A 16754-nucleotide genomic window follows, 5' to 3' on the forward strand; every position below is an offset into this window, starting at 1 on the left:
GTTCCTTTCAGCTAAGGTCTCGGTGGCGAACCTGGACGTTCTTGAGGGTTTGTTGCAGCGTCTGGCCCAGGCGTTCGGTCAGATAGACGGAACGGTGGTGGCCGCCGGTGCAGCCGATGGCAATGGTGACATAGGCCCGATTGCTCGCGGCAAAGCGCGGCAACCATTTGAGCAGGTAGCTGGAGATGTCCTGGAACATCTCCTCGACATCCGGTTGCGCGGCCAGATAGTCCGCCACAGGCTGGTCCAGCCCTGATTGATCACGCAACTCAGGCTTCCAGTAAGGATTGGGCAGGCAGCGCACATCGAATACCAGGTCGGCATCCACCGGCATACCGCGCTTGAAGCCAAACGACTCGACCAGAAAGGCCGTGCCGGGTTCAGGCTGGTTCAGCAGGCGTAGCTTGATCGCATCGCGTAGTTGGTACAGGTTGAGGCTGGTGGTGTTGATCTTGAGGTCGGCGAGGTCAATGATCGGCCCCAGCAGCGTGGTCTCGTCCTCGATGGCTTCGGCCAGCGAACGGTGTGGGCTGCTGAGGGGGTGGCGTCGACGAGTCTCGGAGAAGCGTTTGAGCAGGGTTTCTTCGTCGGCATCCAGGTACAGCACATCGCAGTGAATGTGCTTGGCACGGACTTCCTCGAGCAGTTCCGGGAAGCGCGAGAGGTGGCTGGGCAGATTGCGGGCATCAATCGAAACGGCCACCAACGGCTGTGCCAGTTCGGTGTGGATCAGTGCGCGCTCCGCCAACTCCGGCAGCAGGCCTGCGGGCAAGTTGTCGATGCAATAGAAACCGTTGTCCTCAAGAACATTGAGGGCGGTGCTTTTACCTGAGCCGGAGCGGCCGCTGACGATGATCAAACGCATGATTAATGCCCGTTTTGTTCATCCAGGACAACCTGATACAACGCCTCATTGCTGCTGGCGCTGCGCAGTTTGTCGCGTACTTCCTTGCGGTCGAGCATGCTTGCAATCTGCCGGAGCAGTTCCAGGTGTGCATCGGTGGCGGCTTGCGGGACCAGCAACACAAACAGCAGGTCGACCGGCGCACCGTCGATGGCGTCGAAATCGATGGGAGCGTCCAGGTGCAGCAGGGCGCTGACAGGTGTCTCGCAGCCTTTGAGGCGGCAGTGAGGAATGGCGATGCCGTTACCAAAACCGGTCGAGCCGAGTTTTTCACGGGCAATCAGAGCCTCGTAGACATCTTGCATCTCCAATTCAGGCACTTGTTTGCTGATCAGGTTGGCAATCTGTTCGAGGGCTTTCTTCTTGCTGCCCCCCGGCGCGTTCACAACGGAACGGCCGGGAGTCAGGATGGTTTCAAGTCGGATCATGGGTGGGGAGTGTTAGCGGCCGGTGCCCTGAAGGAGGCTCTGCTGCTTTTCCTTATGCTTTTTGATTTGGCGATCCAGCTTGTCGGTCAGGTCGTCAATGGCGGCATACATATCAGAATGCTCAGCATTGGCGACGACTTCCCCGCCGGGTATACGCAAGGTGGCTTCGATTTTCTGCTTCAGCTTTTCGACAGTCATAATGACTTGCACGTTGGTGATCTTGTCGAAATGCCCCTCAATTCGTTTGAGTTTTTCGCCGATATAAGTGCGCAGCGCTTCGGTCACTTCCAGTTGGTGTCCACTGATATTGACTTGCATACAGCTTCTCCTTCGTTGCCAGTGCATAAAGCGACGGGTAGGAATACCCGCCACTGGAACGCTGTGGCCTGCCCGTCACATCAAACGCTTACGCTCGCTGGAAGGCGCAATCCCAAGGGACTCGCGGTACTTGGCGACGGTTCGACGGGCGACCTGAATGCCTTGTGCCTCCAGTAAACCAGCGATCTTGCTGTCACTCAACGGCTTTTTCTGATTTTCCGCGGCAACCAGTTTTTTGATGATCGCGCGGATCGCCGTGGACGAGCATTCGCCGCCTTCGGAGGTGCTGACATGGCTGGAGAAAAAGTACTTCAGCTCATATATACCCCGCGGGGTATGCATGAATTTTTGCGTCGTTACCCGGGAAATCGTCGATTCGTGCATGCCCACCGCTTCTGCGATGTCGTGCAGAACCAGGGGTTTCATCGCTTCGTCGCCGTATTCCAGGAAGCCGCGCTGGTGCTCGACGATCTGGGTGGCCACTTTCATCAGGGTTTCGTTGCGGCTTTGCAGGCTCTTGATGAACCAGCGCGCTTCCTGCAACTGGTTGCGCATGAAGGTGTTGTCGGCACTGGTGTCGGCACGACGCACGAAACCGGCATATTGCGGGTTGACCCGCAGGCGCGGCACCGATTCCTGGTTCAGTTCCACCAGCCAGCGCTCGTTGTCCTTGCGCACGATTACATCGGGGACGACGTATTCGGCTTCGCTGGACTCGATCTGCGAGCCCGGACGCGGGTTGAGGCTTTGCACCAGCTCGATGACGTGGCGCAGGTCGTCTTCCTTGAGCTTCATGCGGCGCATCAGTTGGCTGTAGTCGCGGCTGCCCAGCAGGTCGATGTAGTCGGTGACCAGGCGCTGGGCTTCAGCGAGCCAAGGGGTCTTGGCGGGCAGTTGGCGCAATTGCAGCAACAGGCACTCGCTAAGGTTGCGTGCGCCAATGCCGGCGGGCTCGAACTGCTGGATGCGGTGCAGGACGGCTTCGATTTCGTCCAGCTCGATGTCCAGTTCCGGGTCGAAGGCTTCAAGAATCTCTTCGAGCGTCTCGTCCAGATAACCCTGGTTATTGATGCAGTCGATCAGGGTCACGGCGATCAGGCGATCGGTGTCGGACATCGGCGCCAGGTTCAATTGCCACAGCAAGTGGCTCTGCAGGCTCTCGCCGGCTGAGGTGCGGGTGGTGAAATCCCACTCGTCGTCATCATTGCTCGGCAGGCTGCTGGCGCTGGTCTGGTAGACGTCCTCCCAGGCGGTGTCCACGGGAAGTTCGTTGGGGATGCGTTCGTTCCATTCGCCTTCCTCCAGGTTATCCACCGTAGGGGCGGTTTCCTGGTAAGAGGGTTCCTGCACATCGGAATTGGGTTTTTGCTCGACGTTGTCGGCCAGTGGGTCTGCATTATCGAAGTCGTCGCCTTCTTCCTGGCGTTCGAGCATCGGATTGGACTCCAAGGCTTCCTGGATTTCCTGTTGTAGGTCCAGTGTCGACAATTGGAGCAGGCGGATGGCCTGTTGCAGCTGCGGTGTCATCGTCAGCTGCTGGCCCATTCTCAGGACTAGCGATGGTTTCATGGCAGGGGCTTAACACCTTATTCGCCGGCGCAATGCGCCATCCACGACAGGGCGCGTGAGCGCCAAACATAAGCAAATTATATGCCTGATATCGGGGGCTTTGCCTAGAGCGCGGTAACAATAAAAATCCGGAGGTTTTCATTGACTCCCGCGCACCTTGGCGAACGGCCTGCCACCGCCATTTTCTACCGGCAGGCTTACAGGCGGAACTCGTGGCCCAGATACACTTCCTTGACCAGTTCGTTGGCCAGAATAGTGGCCGAATCGCCTTCTGCGATCAGTTGCCCATCATTGACGATATATGCAGTTTCGCAGATATCGAGGGTCTCGCGGACATTGTGGTCGGTGATCAGTACACCGATGCCCTTGGCCTTGAGGTGATGGATGATCTGCTTGATGTCGCCAACCGAGATCGGGTCGACACCGGCAAAAGGTTCGTCCAGCAGGATGAACTTCGGCGCAGTGGCCAGTGCGCGGGCAATCTCCACGCGGCGACGTTCACCACCGGACAAGCTCATGCCGAGGTTGTCGCGGATGTGGTTGATGTGGAACTCCTGCAGCAGGCTTTCCAGCTCCTTGCGGCGGCCGTCGCGGTCGAGTTCCTTACGGGTCTCGAGGATCGCCATGATGTTATCGGCGACCGACAGTTTGCGGAAGATCGACGCCTCCTGGGGGAGATAGCCGATACCGGCGCGCGCGCGGCCGTGCATCGGCTGGTGGCTGACGTCCAGGTCGTCGATCAACACGCGACCCTGGTCTGCCTGAACCAGGCCGACGATCATATAGAAGCAAGTGGTTTTGCCGGCACCGTTGGGGCCAAGCAGGCCGACGATCTGGCCGCTGTCGATCGACAGGCTGACGTCGCGCACGACCTGACGGCCTTTATAGGCCTTGGCCAGATGCTGGGCTTTCAGGGTTGCCATTACTCGGCCTTCTTCTTCGGCTGGATAACCATGTCGATACGTGGGCGTGGTGCGGTGACCTTGCTGCCGTTGGCGCGACCGGCGTTGGCGATCTGCTTCACGGTGTCATAGGTGATCTTTTCACCTTCCGTGGAGTTGCCGTCGGGGCTCAGTACCTTGGCCTGGTCGATCAGCACGATGCGGTTTTGCTGGGCGTGATACTGGATGGTTTTGCCGTAGCCCTTCATTGGTGCGGTATCGGCGGGCGCCTGCTTCTGTTCGAAGTAAGCCAGGTTGCCCACGGAAGTCACAACGTCGATGTCGCCAGCAGGGGTGCGAGTCAGCGTCACCGTGTTGCCGGTGATCTTCATCGAGCCCTGGGTAATGATCACGCCACCGGTGTAGGTCGCGACGCCTTGTTTGTCATCGAGCTGTGCATCGTCGGCCGAAATGTGGATCGGTTGCTGGCTATCGTTCGGCAGAGCCCAGGCGCTCACGCTTCCCAGTGCTGCGCCCAGACCGAGCAAAATAGGGAGGGTTTTAACGAGCCTCATACTGTCCTCTTACGTTCGATAGCAGGTGTATCCTGCTTTCTTTCAAATACGCTTTCATTCCCTTGCCAGTCGATACACCGCCAGCGCCGTCGATTCTAACGTCTTGCTCGGTCTGCGCATATTGCTTCTGTGGGAATACGGTCATGCGACTGCTGGTAATGATGGTGTCGCGGTTCTGCGCGTCAGTCCGTGCGACGCGTACCGAGTCGATCAGTTCCACTTCGGTGCCGTCCGGGTTGACTTCGCCACGCTTGCTGGTGACGTGCCAGGGGAATTCGGTGCCGCGGTACAGATTCAGGTCGGGGTTGGTCAGCAGGGTGACTTCGGATGCCTTCAAGTGTTCGACTTTGTCCGATGTCATTTCGTACTGCACTTTGCCGTCAGGTAGGAACTGCACGCTGTAGGCATTGGTGGCGTAATAGTCGATAGCGCCTTGGTCAGCCTGCGCAACAGGCTGGTCGAGAAAGCGCTCCGGGCTGATATTCCAGTAGCCAACCGCCAGGAGCAGCGCGGCGATGACCCCGAATAGCAGGAAGTTGCGAATCTTTTTGCTCAGCATAAAACGCTCTATAGGTAGGCGGCGTGGGCCGCTTCAAGGCTGCCCTGGGCACGCAGGATCAACTCGCAGAACTCGCGGGCGGCGCCTTCGCCGCCACGGGCCGTGGTGATGCCGTGGGCATGCTCGCGAACAAATGCCGCCGCATTGGCGACAGCCATGCCCAAGCCCACCCGGCGGATCACCGGCAGGTCGGGCAGGTCGTCGCCCAGATAGGCAACCTGCTCATAGCTTAGGTTGAGTTGGCCAAGCAGCTCGTCCAAGACGACTAGTTTATCCTCCCGGCCCTGATACAGGTGAGGAATCCCCAGGTTTTGTGCGCGGCGTTCCACAACCGGGGTTTTTCGACCGCTGATAATCGCTGTTTGCACGCCCGCCGCCATGAGCATCTTGATGCCCTGGCCGTCGAGGGTGTTGAACGTCTTGAATTCGCTGCCGTCTTCGAGGAAGTAAAGGCGGCCATCGGTCAGCACGCCGTCAACGTCGAAAATCGCCAACTTGATGTGTTTGCCGCGTTGCAACAGGTCGCTGGTCATTTACATCACTCCCGCACGCAGCAAGTCGTGCATGTTCAGGGCGCCAATCGGGCGGTCGTCGCCATCGACCACCACCAGCGCGCCGATCTTATGGTCTTCCATGATCTTCAGGGCCTCGGCCGCCAGCATTTCCGCGCGTGCAGTCTTGCCGTGGGGGGTCATCACCGCATCGATGGTGGCGGTGTGGATATCGATAGTGCGGTCCAGGGTGCGGCGCAGGTCTCCGTCGGTGAAGACGCCGGCCAGGCGTCCGTCGGCTTCCAGGACCACGGTCATGCCCAGGCCCTTGCGGGTCATCTCCATGAGCGCGTCCTTCAGCAGGGTACCGCGCTGTACCTGGGGCAGTTCATCGCCGGAATGCATGACGTTTTCCACTTTCAACAGCAGGCGTCGGCCCAGCGCACCGCCCGGATGGGAAAACGCGAAGTCTTCCGCCGTAAAACCGCGCGCTTCCAGCAGCGCCACGGCCAAGGCATCGCCCATGACCAGCGCGGCGGTGGTGGAGGAGGTCGGTGCCAGGTTCAGCGGGCAGGCCTCAGCGGTCACGTGAACATTCAGGTTTACTTCGGCGGCCTTGGCCAGTGTCGACTCCGGGTTGCCGGTGATGCTGATCATCTGGATGCCCAGGCGTTTGATCAGCGGCAGCAGGGTCACGATTTCGTTGGTGGTGCCGGAGTTGGACAGTGCGAGGATGATGTCATCCTTGGTGATCATGCCCATGTCACCATGGCTGGCTTCGGCCGGGTGGACGAAAAACGCTGTGGTCCCGGTGCTTGCCAGGGTGGCGGCGATCTTGTTGCCGACGTGACCGGACTTGCCCATGCCGACCACGACAACGCGGCCTTTGCTGGCCAGAATCATCTCGCAGGCGCGCACGAAATCTGCGTCGATATGGGCCAACAAGCCTTCTACGGCTTCAAGCTCGAGGCGGATGGTGCGTTGTGCGGATTGGATAAGGTCGCTGGATTGGCTCATGTCTGAAATCGTATAGCCTGACGAAAAGTCGGCGATTATAACGGTAATGATCAATTCCCTCACGCAAGTTCGTCAGCCTTTAGTCGTCAGGCGCTTCAGACTCCTTCCTCGGTAACATAGCCAGCAACGTTTTTTCCCTGTCCCCAATCTGAACAAGCGCTGTTCCGGCCTTGGGGGCTCTGCACCAGCAGTGATATAGTTCGCCGCCAGCTCGGTCCACCCAGCCCATGTGGCTAACTATATATTGCGCAACCGTTGCAAACGTTTGTCGCAAACGTGGTGTCTGAGTGAAAGGCTGCATCCCAAGGAGTTTAGATGAGTGCCGATAACGCCTACGCGGTCGAGCTGAAGGGCCTTACCTTCAAGCGCGGGACGCGCAGCATCTTCAATAACGTCGATATTCGCATTCCCCGCGGCAAGGTCACGGGCATCATGGGGCCTTCCGGTTGCGGCAAGACCACCCTGTTGCGCCTGATGGGCATGCAATTGCGCCCCAACGCAGGCGAAGTATGGGTCAACGGCCAGAACCTGCCGACGCTGTCGCGCAGCGATCTGTTCGATGCGCGCAAGCACATGGGGGTCCTGTTCCAAAGCGGTGCGCTGTTCACCGACCTCGATGTGTTCGAAAACGTCGCGTTTCCGCTGCGGGTGCATACTCAGCTGTCCGATGAAATGATTCGTGACATTGTGCTGCTGAAACTGCAAGCCGTGGGCCTTCGCGGAGCCCTCGACCTGATGCCGGACGAACTGTCCGGCGGCATGAAGCGTCGTGTCGCATTGGCGCGTGCTATTGCCCTCGATCCGCAGATTCTCATGTATGACGAACCCTTCGTGGGGCAGGACCCGATCGCCATGGGCGTGCTGGTGCGCCTGATCCGCCTGCTCAACGATGCGCTGGGGATTACCAGTATCGTGGTCTCCCACGACCTGGCCGAGACCGCGAGCATCGCCGACTACCTCTATGTGGTCGGTGATGGCCAGGTGCTGGGGCAGGGAACGCCGGAAGAACTGATGAACGCTGACAACCCGCGCATTCGCCAATTCATGACCGGCGATCCCGATGGCCCGGTGCCTTTTCATTTTCCGGCAGCGGACTACCGCTCAGATCTTCTGGGGAAGCGCTGATGCGCAAGACATCTCTTATCGAGAAGGTGCGCCTTTTCGGTCGTTCCGGCATCGACATCATCGAAGTGCTCGGCCGTTCGACGATTTTCCTGTTCCACGCCTTGCTCGGCCGTGGTGGCATTGGCGGCAGCTTCGGTCTGCTAATCAAGCAACTGCACGCCGTCGGTGTGATGTCCCTGGTGATCATCGTGGTCTCCGGGCTCTTCATCGGCATGGTGCTGGCGTTGCAAGGCTTCAATATCCTGTCCAGCTACGGCTCGGAACAGGCGGTGGGGCAGATGGTCGCCCTGACGCTGTTGCGTGAACTCGGCCCGGTCGTCGCGGCCCTGTTGTTCGCCGGGCGCGCCGGTTCTGCGCTGACCGCCGAAATCGGCAACATGAAGTCCACCGAGCAGTTGTCCAGCCTGGAGATGATCGGTGTGGACCCGCTCAAGTACATTGTTGCACCGCGCCTGTGGGCCGGCTTCATTTCCCTGCCGCTGCTGGCGATGATCTTCAGCGTGGTGGGTATCTGGGGCGGTTCATGGGTTGCGGTGGACTGGCTGGGGGTCTACGACGGCTCCTACTGGGCCAACATGCAAAACAGCGTGACCTTCAACGGCGACGTGCTCAATGGCATTATAAAGAGCATTGTCTTCGCCTTTGTCGTGACCTGGATCGCCGTATTCCAAGGCTATGACTGTGAGCCCACTTCAGAAGGGATCAGTCGCGCCACCACCAAGACCGTTGTGTACGCCTCGCTGGCGGTACTGGGCCTTGACTTCATTATGACCGCCTTGATGTTTGGAGACTTCTGATGCAAAACCGCACTGTGGAAATCGGTGTCGGCCTTTTCTTGCTGGCTGGCATCCTGGCTTTACTGTTGCTGGCCCTGCGAGTCAGTGGCCTTTCGGCCAGTCCCACCGCCGATACTTATAAACTTTACGCGTACTTCGACAATATCGCCGGTTTGACTGTCAGAGCTAAAGTGACCATGGCCGGTGTGACCATCGGCAAGGTCTCGGCAATCGATCTGGATCGCGACAGCTTCACCGGGCGAGTGACGATGCAGTTGGACAAGAAGGTAGATAACCTACCAACCGACTCTACTGCGTCTATCCTCACTGCGGGCTTGCTGGGCGAGAAATACATCGGGATCAGCGTGGGTGGTGAAACTGCTCTGCTCAAGGATGGCTCGACCATCCACGACACACAGTCGTCGCTGGTGCTTGAGGACCTGATCGGTAAATTCCTGCTCAATACGGTCAATAAAGACGCCAAATGAGGACTCTGTTCATGATCTCTACCTTGCGACGTGGTCTGCTGGTACTGCTTGCAGCACTGCCGTTGATGGCCAACGCGGCGGGTTCTGCGCACGAACTGGTGCAGGACACGACCAGCAAAATGTTGGCTGACCTGACCGCCAATAAAGAACAGTACAAGCAAGACCCGACTAAGTTTTACGACTCGCTCAATACCATTGTCGGCCCGGTCGTGGACGCCGAAGGTATTTCGCGCAGCATCATGACGGTCAAGTATTCGCGCAAGGCCACGCCCGCGCAGATGCAGACATTCCAGGAAAACTTCAAGAAGGGCCTGTTCCAGTTCTACGGTAACGCCCTGCTCGAATACAACAACCAGGGGATCACTGTCGATCCCGCCAAGGATGAGTCGGGCGATCGCACCAGTGTCGGCATGACCGTCAAGGGCAGCAACGGCGCGATCTATCCTGTGCAGTACACGTTGGAAAAGGTCAGCGGCGAGTGGAAGCTGCGTAACGTGATCATCAACGGTATCAACATCGGCAAGCTGTTCCGTGACCAGTTCGCTGATGCGATGCAGCGCAATGGCAACGACCTGGACAAGACCATCAATGGTTGGGCTGGTGAAGTGGCCAAGGCCAAGGAAGAGACCGATAAAGCTGCTGGGAAGCCCGCGCAATGACCGAGGCGGCTGTTCGTATCGGCGACGCCGGCGAGTTGTTCCTCAGCGGTGTGCTGGATTACCGCACCGGGCCGGACTTGCGCAAGCAGGGGCAGGCGCTGATCAAAGCGAGCACCGCGCCGTCGCTGGTGCTCGATTGCTCGGCGGTGAGCAAGTCCAGCAGCGTCGGTTTGTCGTTACTGCTGTGCTTTATACGTGATGCCGAGGCAGCCAAAAAACCGGTCAGCATAAGTGCGCTGCCCGATGACATGCGTGAAATTGCCGAGGTTTACGGTCTGACCGAGCTGTTGGCGCATCCTTAATACACATTTTCAAGGAAGCCCCCCGTCAGAGTCCTGCTATGCGGGGTTCGCAGGCGCGGGGCTTTTTTGTATGATGTGCGACCCGTGCGCACTGGGCGCCGATAGAGGTTGAGCATGCAGGCCCTAGAAGTTAAGAGCTTCCTTGAAGGAAAGCTGCCGGAAACGAACGTAGAAGTTGAAGGCGAAGGCTGCAACTTCCAGCTGAATTTGATTAGCGATGAACTGGCGGCGCTGAGCCCGGTCAAGCGTCAACAGCAGGTCTATGCCCATTTGAACCCGTGGATCACCGATGGCAGCATCCATGCGGTCACTATGAAATTTTTCAGCCGCGCGGCCTGGGCCGAGCGCACCTGAGCCCCCAAGGCGTCGAGATTCTTATGGATAAATTGATTATTACCGGCGGTGCCCGCCTTGATGGCGAGATCCGCATTTCCGGTGCGAAAAACTCCGCCTTGCCGATCCTGGCAGCGACCCTGCTGTGCGATGGCCCTGTGACCGTGGCCAACCTGCCGCACCTGCACGACATCACCACCATGATCGAGCTGTTCGGTCGCATGGGCATTGAGCCGGTGATCGACGAAAAACTGTCGGTTGAAATCGACCCGCGCACCATCAAGACTCTGATCGCCCCGTATGAGCTGGTGAAAACCATGCGCGCGTCGATCCTGGTGCTTGGCCCGATGGTCGCCCGTTTCGGCGAAGCCGAAGTGGCCCTGCCTGGCGGTTGCGCGATCGGTTCGCGTCCGGTGGACCTGCACATCCGTGGTCTTGAAGCCATGGGTGCTACCATTGACGTCGAAGGCGGCTACATCAAGGCCAAGGCGCCGGAAGGCGGCCTGCGTGGCGCCAGCTTCTTCTTTGATACCGTGAGCGTGACCGGTACCGAGAACATCATGATGGCCGCGGCCCTGGCTAACGGTCGCAGTGTGTTGCAAAACGCCGCGCGCGAGCCGGAAGTGGTCGACCTGGCCAACTTCCTGATCGCCATGGGCGCCAACATCCGCGGCGCCGGCACCGACACCATCACCATTGAAGGTGTAAAACGCCTGCATTCGGCCACCTACAAGGTGATGCCGGACCGCATCGAGACCGGGACCTACCTGGTCGCCGCCGCCGTCACCGGTGGTCGCGTCAAGGTCAAGGACACTGATCCGACCATCCTTGAGTCCGTACTGGAAAAACTTAAGGAAGCCGGCGCTGAAATCACCACCGGTGAAGATTGGATCGAGCTGAACATGCACGGCAAGCGGCCAAAAGCCGTCAACGTGCGGACCGCCCCGTACCCGGCGTTCCCGACCGACATGCAAGCGCAGTTCATCTCCCTGAACGCGATTGCCGAAGGCACCGGTGCCGTGATCGAGACCATCTTTGAAAACCGCTTCATGCACGTGTATGAACTGCACCGCATGGGCGCGAAGATCCAGGTCGAAGGCAACACGGCCATTGTGACCGGCATCGACAAGCTCAAAGGCGCGCCCGTCATGGCCACCGACCTGCGGGCCTCGGCCAGCCTGGTGATCTCCGCACTGTGCGCAGAGGGCGACACGCTGATCGACCGCATCTACCACATAGACCGTGGCTACGAGTGCATCGAAGAAAAACTGCAGATGCTCGGCGCGAAGATCCGCCGGGTACCGGGCTAGTCCAAGGACTGCAATTGTGGCGAGGGAGCTTGCTCCCGCTGGGTCGCGAAGCGGCCCCAAGAGCGGGACTGCTACGCAGTCCAACGGGAGCAAGCGCCCTCGCCACAGTTTGCGGTTAGCTGATTTGTTTCAAATCGAGGCTGTAATGGCCTCGATCTGTGTCTGGCGCCGTTTGCGACCAGACCGCAATAGCCTGATGAAGGACTGACGTTTCCCATGTTGACCATCGCACTGTCCAAGGGCCGTATCCTTGACGACACTTTGCCGCTTCTGGCTGAAGCGGGCATCGTGCCGACCGAGAATCCGGACAAGAGCCGCAAGTTGATCATCCCTACGACCCAGGACGACGTTCGCCTGCTGATCGTGCGGGCTACCGATGTGCCGACCTACGTTGAACACGGTGCCGCCGACCTGGGTGTCGCCGGTAAAGACGTATTGATGGAATACGGTGGCCAGGGCCTGTACGAACCACTGGACCTGCGTATTGCCCTGTGCAAGCTGATGACCGCTGGCCGGGTCGGTGACGTCGAGCCCAAGGGGCGCCTGCGGGTGGCCACCAAGTTCGTCAATATCGCCAAGCGTTACTACGCGGAGCAAGGCCGCCAGGTCGATATCATCAAGCTGTACGGCTCGATGGAGCTGGCACCGCTGATCGGCCTGGCCGACAAGATCATCGACGTGGTCGACACCGGCAACACCCTGCGCGCCAACGGCCTGGAGCCCCAGGATTTCATTGCTGACATCAGCTCTCGCCTGATCGTCAACAAGGCATCGATGAAGATGCAGCACGCGCGTATCCAGGCGTTGATCGACACCCTGCGCAACGCAGTGGAGTCTCGACACCGCGGTTGACTCACCCGCGTAGCCAAACGGCTGCGCCCGTCTATCCGCCTCATAGCCAGAATTCTCAGGTGCCCAAGCGGAAAACGACTGCTGGGAAGGTGCGCTGACGTTCAATAACGAATCGCGCCTTACCCCAAAAGGCAAGTTATGTTAGTAGAAGATTCTTTTTCAATACCTAGCCACGCGTAGCAGCCTGCCTTTTGAGGCAAGGCCCTACGGGTTGGTACTGTGGCCGCGCCATGCTGCGTTGCGGGACTTGGTAAGGAAACAACCCTTACCGGCGTCCCGCGCCTTGCCTGGCACGACCGCAGCACCAACGCGATTCGTTATTGAATGTCAGCGCACCTTCGGGCGCCTGAGTTTTTGCCAATCCTATGAGGCCCTCGCTATGACCACGTCCACTGCAATTGCCCGACTCAACGCTGCCGACCCGGATTTCGCCCATCATCTGGATCATCTGCTGAGTTGGGAAAGTGTGTCCGACGACTCGGTCAACCAGCGGGTGCTCGACATCATCAAGGCCGTGCGCGAGCGCGGTGACGCCGCGTTGGTGGACTTCACCCGCCAGTTCGACGGTTTGGACGTCAAGTCCATGTCGGACCTGATCCTGCCCCGCGAACGCCTGGAGCTGGCCCTGACGCGCATTACCGTGCCGCAGCGCGAAGCCCTGGAACTCGCGGCGGCGCGGGTGCGCAGTTACCACGAGAAGCAGAAACAGGATTCCTGGAGCTACACCGAGGCCGACGGCACCGTGCTGGGCCAGAAGGTCACGCCGCTGGATCGCGCCGGGCTGTACGTGCCGGGCGGTAAAGCCTCGTACCCGTCGTCGGTATTGATGAACGCGATTCCGGCCAAGGTCGCCGGTGTGACCGAAGTGGTCATGGTGGTGCCGACGCCGCGCGGTGAAATCAACGAGCTGGTCCTCGCGGCAGCCTGCATCGCCGGTGTCGACCGTGTGTTCACCATCGGCGGCGCCCAGGCTGTCGCGGCGTTGGCCTACGGCACTGAAAGCGTGCCGAAGGTCGACAAAGTGGTCGGCCCCGGCAACATCTATGTCGCCACCGCCAAGCGCCACGTGTTTGGCCAGGTCGGTATCGACATGATCGCCGGCCCTTCGGAAATCCTCGTGGTGTGTGACGGCCAGACCGACCCGGACTGGATCGCCATGGACCTGTTCTCCCAGGCCGAACATGACGAAGACGCCCAAGCGATTCTGGTCAGCCCTGACGCCGAGTTCCTCGACCAGGTCGCCGCCAGCATCAACAAGCTGATGCCGAGCATGGACCGCGCCGAGATCATCGAGAAGTCGATCAATGGCCGTGGTGCGCTGATCCTGGTGCGCGACATGGAGCAGGCCATCGAAGTGGCCAATCGCATCGCACCGGAGCACTTGGAGTTGTCCGTGGCCGACCCGCAAGCCTGGCTGCCGTCGATTCGTCACGCCGGGGCGATCTTCATGGGCCGCCACACCAGCGAAGCCCTGGGCGACTACTGCGCAGGTCCCAACCACGTGTTGCCGACCTCCGGCACCGCGCGCTTCTCGTCGCCACTGGGGGTGTATGACTTCCAGAAGCGTTCGTCGATCATCTTCTGCTCGCCACAAGGCGCTTCCGAGCTGGGCAAGACCGCCTCGGTACTGGCCCGTGGCGAATCCTTGAGCGCCCACGCACGTAGCGCCGAATACCGCATCCTTGAAGACAATAAGGGGAACTGAGACATGAGCAAATTCTGGAGCCCCTTCGTCAAGGACCTCGTGCCTTACGTACCCGGTGAGCAGCCCAAGCTGAGCAAGCTGGTCAAGCTCAACACCAATGAAAACCCCTACGGCCCGTCGCCCAAGGCGCTGGCGGCCATGCAGGCCGAGTTGAACGACAACCTGCGCCTGTATCCGGACCCTAACAGCGACCTGCTCAAGCAGGCCGTGGCCCGCTTTTACGCGATCGACGCCGGCAAAGTGTTCCTCGGCAATGGTTCCGATGAAGTCCTGGCACACATCTTCCACGCGCTGTTCCAGCACGACCTGCCGCTGTTGTTTCCGGATATCAGCTACAGCTTCTATCCGGTGTACTGCGGCCTCTACGGCATCAAGTCCGACCCGGTGCCGCTGGATGAGCAGTTCCAGATCCGCGTAGCGGACTACGCCAGGCCGAACGGCGGGATCATCTTCCCTAACCCGAATGCGCCGACCGGCTGCGTACTGACGCTGGACGCGGTGGAGCAGATCCTCAAGGCCAGCCCGGATTCGGTGGTGGTGGTGGATGAAGCCTACGTCGACTTCGGCGGCGAAACCGCCATCGGTCTGGTGGATCGCTACCCGAACCTGCTGGTCACCCAGACCTTGTCCAAATCGCGCTCACTGGCCGGTTTGCGCGTGGGCCTGGCCGTGGGCCACCCGGACCTGATCGAGGCGCTGGAGCGGGTCAAGAACAGCTTCAACTCCTATCCGCTCGATCGCCTGGCGATTGTCGGCGCGGCGGCGGCGTTCGATGACCGTGAGTACGTCGAGAAGACGTGCCGGTGGGTGATCGACAGCCGTGAAAAGGTCGTCGGGCAGTTGGAGGAGAAAGGTTTTGAAGTGCTGCCGTCGGCGGCCAACTTCATCTTTGCTCGTCACCCACGGCACGACGCCGCCGGCCTGGCGGCCAAGTTGCGTGAGCAAGGGGTGATTGTGCGGCACTTCAAGCAGGCGCGGATTGACCAGTTCCTGCGGATCAGCATCGGTACGCCGGAGCAGAACCAGGCGCTGATCGATGGCCTAGGCGAGCTCTAAGTCACACTGAAGATCTAAAAATGTGGGAGGGGGCTTGCCCCCGATAGCGGTAGATCAGTCGTTTAGATGTCGACTGACACTCCGTCATCGGGGGCAAGCCCCCTCCCACATTCAGTTTTGCAGTGCTGGTTAGATCAGCGGGTCATCCGGCTTCTTGTGCTTCCAGCCGTCATTGCCCGGCAGCAGCAGGTTCAAACCAATCGCCACCACCGCACACAGGGCGATGCCCTTCAGGCCGAAATCGTCCGGGCCGTTGCCGGTGCCGACCAGCACACCGCCAATCCCGAACACCAGCGTCACCGACACAATCACCAGATTGCGCGCTTCGCCCAGGTCGATCTTGTGGCGAATCAGCGTGTTCATGCCCACGGCAGCAATCGAGCCGAACAGCAGGCACAGAATCCCGCCCATCACCGGTACCGGAATGCTCTGCAGCAGTGCGCCGAACTTGCCGATAAACGCCAGGCTGATGGCAAACACCGCCGCCCAGGTCATGATTTTCGGGTTGTAGTTCTTGGTCAGCATCACTGCGCCGGTCACTTCGGCGTAGGTGGTGTTCGGCGGGCCGCCAAATAGGCCGGCGGCTGTGGTGGCAATGCCGTCACCCAGCAGGGTGCGGTGCAGGCCGGGCTTCTTCAGGTAGTCGCGACCGGTCACGCTGCCCACCGCGATCACACCGCCGATATGCTCGATCGCCGGCGCCAGGGCCACCGGGACGATAAACAGGATCGCCTGCCAGTTGAATTCCGGCGCGGTGAAGTGGGGCAGGGCGAACCACGGTGCGGCGGCAATTTTGGCCGTATCGACCACGCCAAAGTAGAACGCCATGGCAAAGCCCACCAGCACGCCGGAGATGATCGGCACCAGGCGGAAAATGCCCTTGCCGAACACGGCCACGATCACTGTGGTCAGCAGCGCCGGCATCGAGATCAGCATCGCCGTCTGGTAATGGATCAACTCGGCGCCGTCGCCGGATTTACCCATCGCCATATTGGCGGCAATCGGCGCCATCGCCAGGCCGATGGAAATGATCACCGGGCCGATCACCACCGGCGGCAGCAGCCGGTCGATGAAACCGGTGCCCTTGATCTTCACCGCCAGGCCCATGAAGGTATAAACGAAACCGGCCGCCATCACCCCGCCCATGGTCGCCGCCAGGCCGAACTGGCCCTTGGCGAGAATGATCGGGGTGATAAAGGCAAAGCTCGACGCCAGAAACACCGGCACCTGCCGTCCGGTCACCACCTGGAACAGCAACGTGCCCAGGCCTGCGGTGAACAGTGCGACGTTTGGATCGAGACCTGTGATCAGCGGCATCAACACCAACGCGCCAAATGCTACGAAGAGCATTTGTGCGCCAGACAGGATCTGGCGCCAAAGCGGGTCGTTGAATTCATCCTGCATGC

General features: G+C 59.9%; 20 protein-coding genes. 10 read left to right on the plus strand and 10 right to left on the minus strand.

The window, feature by feature from the left end; translation table 11 throughout:
- Window positions 1–7: 7 nt before the first annotated feature.
- The 9 genes from rapZ to P3S72_RS05425 form a co-directional block, all read right to left on the minus strand.
- Window positions 8–865, minus strand: a complete 858-nt coding sequence (gene rapZ, locus P3S72_RS05385; RefSeq protein WP_276196532.1) for an RNase adapter RapZ — start codon at window positions 863–865, stop codon at window positions 8–10.
- A gap of 2 nt (window positions 866–867) precedes the next feature.
- Window positions 868–1332 carry a PTS IIA-like nitrogen regulatory protein PtsN gene (gene ptsN, locus P3S72_RS05390; protein ID WP_247395993.1) on the minus strand — a complete coding sequence of 155 codons (465 nt, stop codon included), beginning with the start codon at window positions 1330–1332 and terminating at the stop codon, window positions 868–870.
- 12 nt (window positions 1333–1344) lie between these two features.
- A complete protein-coding gene (raiA, locus tag P3S72_RS05395) occupies window positions 1345–1650 on the minus strand; it encodes a ribosome-associated translation inhibitor RaiA (RefSeq protein WP_247395991.1) in 306 nt (101 codons plus the stop codon).
- A gap of 75 nt (window positions 1651–1725) precedes the next feature.
- Window positions 1726–3219: an RNA polymerase factor sigma-54 gene (locus tag P3S72_RS05400; protein ID WP_247395989.1), complete on the minus strand. Its 1494-nt coding sequence runs from the start codon at window positions 3217–3219 to the stop codon at window positions 1726–1728.
- Between the two features lie 197 nt (window positions 3220–3416).
- The gene (gene lptB, locus P3S72_RS05405) at window positions 3417–4142 is read right to left on the minus strand and encodes an LPS export ABC transporter ATP-binding protein (RefSeq protein WP_049709979.1); all 726 of its coding nucleotides are present in this window, start codon (window positions 4140–4142) and stop codon (window positions 3417–3419) included.
- Window positions 4142–4675: a lipopolysaccharide transport periplasmic protein LptA gene (gene lptA / locus P3S72_RS05410; protein ID WP_247395988.1), complete on the minus strand. Its 534-nt coding sequence runs from the start codon at window positions 4673–4675 to the stop codon at window positions 4142–4144. The genes lptB and lptA overlap by 1 nt, the downstream gene beginning before the upstream one ends.
- The gene (gene lptC / locus P3S72_RS05415; RefSeq protein ID WP_276196533.1) at window positions 4662–5234 is read right to left on the minus strand and encodes an LPS export ABC transporter periplasmic protein LptC; all 573 of its coding nucleotides are present in this window, start codon (window positions 5232–5234) and stop codon (window positions 4662–4664) included. The genes lptA and lptC overlap by 14 nt, the downstream gene beginning before the upstream one ends.
- Window positions 5235–5242: 8 nt before the next feature.
- Entirely contained in the window at window positions 5243–5767 is a 525-nt protein-coding gene (locus P3S72_RS05420) for an HAD family hydrolase (protein ID WP_017738753.1), read from the minus strand.
- On the minus strand, window positions 5768–6742 hold the full coding sequence (locus P3S72_RS05425) for a KpsF/GutQ family sugar-phosphate isomerase (protein ID WP_276196534.1): 975 nt from the start codon (window positions 6740–6742) through the stop codon (window positions 5768–5770).
- A 315-nt stretch (window positions 6743–7057) separates the two neighbouring features.
- On the opposite strand from P3S72_RS05425, the gene P3S72_RS05430 reads away from it, so the two are divergent.
- The 10 genes from P3S72_RS05430 (at window position 7058) to hisC (ending at window position 15348) form a co-directional block, all read left to right on the plus strand.
- Window positions 7058–7867, plus strand: a complete 810-nt coding sequence (locus P3S72_RS05430; protein WP_276196535.1) for an ATP-binding cassette domain-containing protein — start codon at window positions 7058–7060, stop codon at window positions 7865–7867.
- Window positions 7867–8664 (plus strand): lipid asymmetry maintenance ABC transporter permease subunit MlaE, encoded by a 798-nt coding sequence (mlaE, locus tag P3S72_RS05435; protein WP_247395983.1) that lies wholly within the window; start codon window positions 7867–7869, stop codon window positions 8662–8664. The genes P3S72_RS05430 and mlaE overlap by 1 nt, the downstream gene beginning before the upstream one ends.
- Window positions 8664–9131 carry an outer membrane lipid asymmetry maintenance protein MlaD gene (gene mlaD / locus P3S72_RS05440; protein WP_247395982.1) on the plus strand — a complete coding sequence of 156 codons (468 nt, stop codon included), beginning with the start codon at window positions 8664–8666 and terminating at the stop codon, window positions 9129–9131. Before mlaE ends, mlaD begins: the two co-directional genes overlap by 1 nt.
- 11 nt (window positions 9132–9142) lie before the next feature.
- Window positions 9143–9790, plus strand: coding sequence for an ABC transporter substrate-binding protein (locus P3S72_RS05445; RefSeq protein ID WP_276196536.1), 648 nt, complete (start codon window positions 9143–9145; stop codon window positions 9788–9790).
- On the plus strand, window positions 9787–10092 hold the full coding sequence (locus P3S72_RS05450) for an STAS domain-containing protein (protein ID WP_276196537.1): 306 nt from the start codon (window positions 9787–9789) through the stop codon (window positions 10090–10092). The genes P3S72_RS05445 and P3S72_RS05450 overlap by 4 nt, the downstream gene beginning before the upstream one ends.
- 114 nt (window positions 10093–10206) lie before the next feature.
- Window positions 10207–10446: a BolA family protein gene (locus P3S72_RS05455; protein WP_247395979.1), complete on the plus strand. Its 240-nt coding sequence runs from the start codon at window positions 10207–10209 to the stop codon at window positions 10444–10446.
- Window positions 10447–10469: 23 nt separating this feature from the next.
- Entirely contained in the window at window positions 10470–11735 is a 1266-nt protein-coding gene (gene murA / locus P3S72_RS05460) for a UDP-N-acetylglucosamine 1-carboxyvinyltransferase (protein WP_247395978.1), read from the plus strand.
- A 216-nt stretch (window positions 11736–11951) separates the two neighbouring features.
- Window positions 11952–12587 (plus strand): ATP phosphoribosyltransferase, encoded by a 636-nt coding sequence (gene hisG / locus P3S72_RS05465; RefSeq protein WP_017845970.1) that lies wholly within the window; start codon window positions 11952–11954, stop codon window positions 12585–12587.
- A gap of 379 nt (window positions 12588–12966) precedes the next feature.
- Window positions 12967–14292, plus strand: a complete 1326-nt coding sequence (hisD, locus tag P3S72_RS05470; protein ID WP_276196538.1) for a histidinol dehydrogenase — start codon at window positions 12967–12969, stop codon at window positions 14290–14292.
- 3 nt (window positions 14293–14295) lie between these two features.
- Window positions 14296–15348 carry a histidinol-phosphate transaminase gene (gene hisC, locus P3S72_RS05475; RefSeq protein WP_276196539.1) on the plus strand — a complete coding sequence of 351 codons (1053 nt, stop codon included), beginning with the start codon at window positions 14296–14298 and terminating at the stop codon, window positions 15346–15348.
- A gap of 129 nt (window positions 15349–15477) precedes the next feature.
- Here the strand turns inward: hisC and P3S72_RS05480 are convergent, their stop codons facing one another.
- On the minus strand, window positions 15478–16752 hold the full coding sequence (locus P3S72_RS05480) for a uracil-xanthine permease family protein (protein WP_247395975.1): 1275 nt from the start codon (window positions 16750–16752) through the stop codon (window positions 15478–15480).
- Window positions 16753–16754 lie beyond the last annotated feature (2 nt).

The organism is Pseudomonas sp. D3 (genome assembly GCF_029320995.1).
Taxonomy (GTDB): domain Bacteria; phylum Pseudomonadota; class Gammaproteobacteria; order Pseudomonadales; family Pseudomonadaceae; genus Aquipseudomonas; species Aquipseudomonas paraveronii.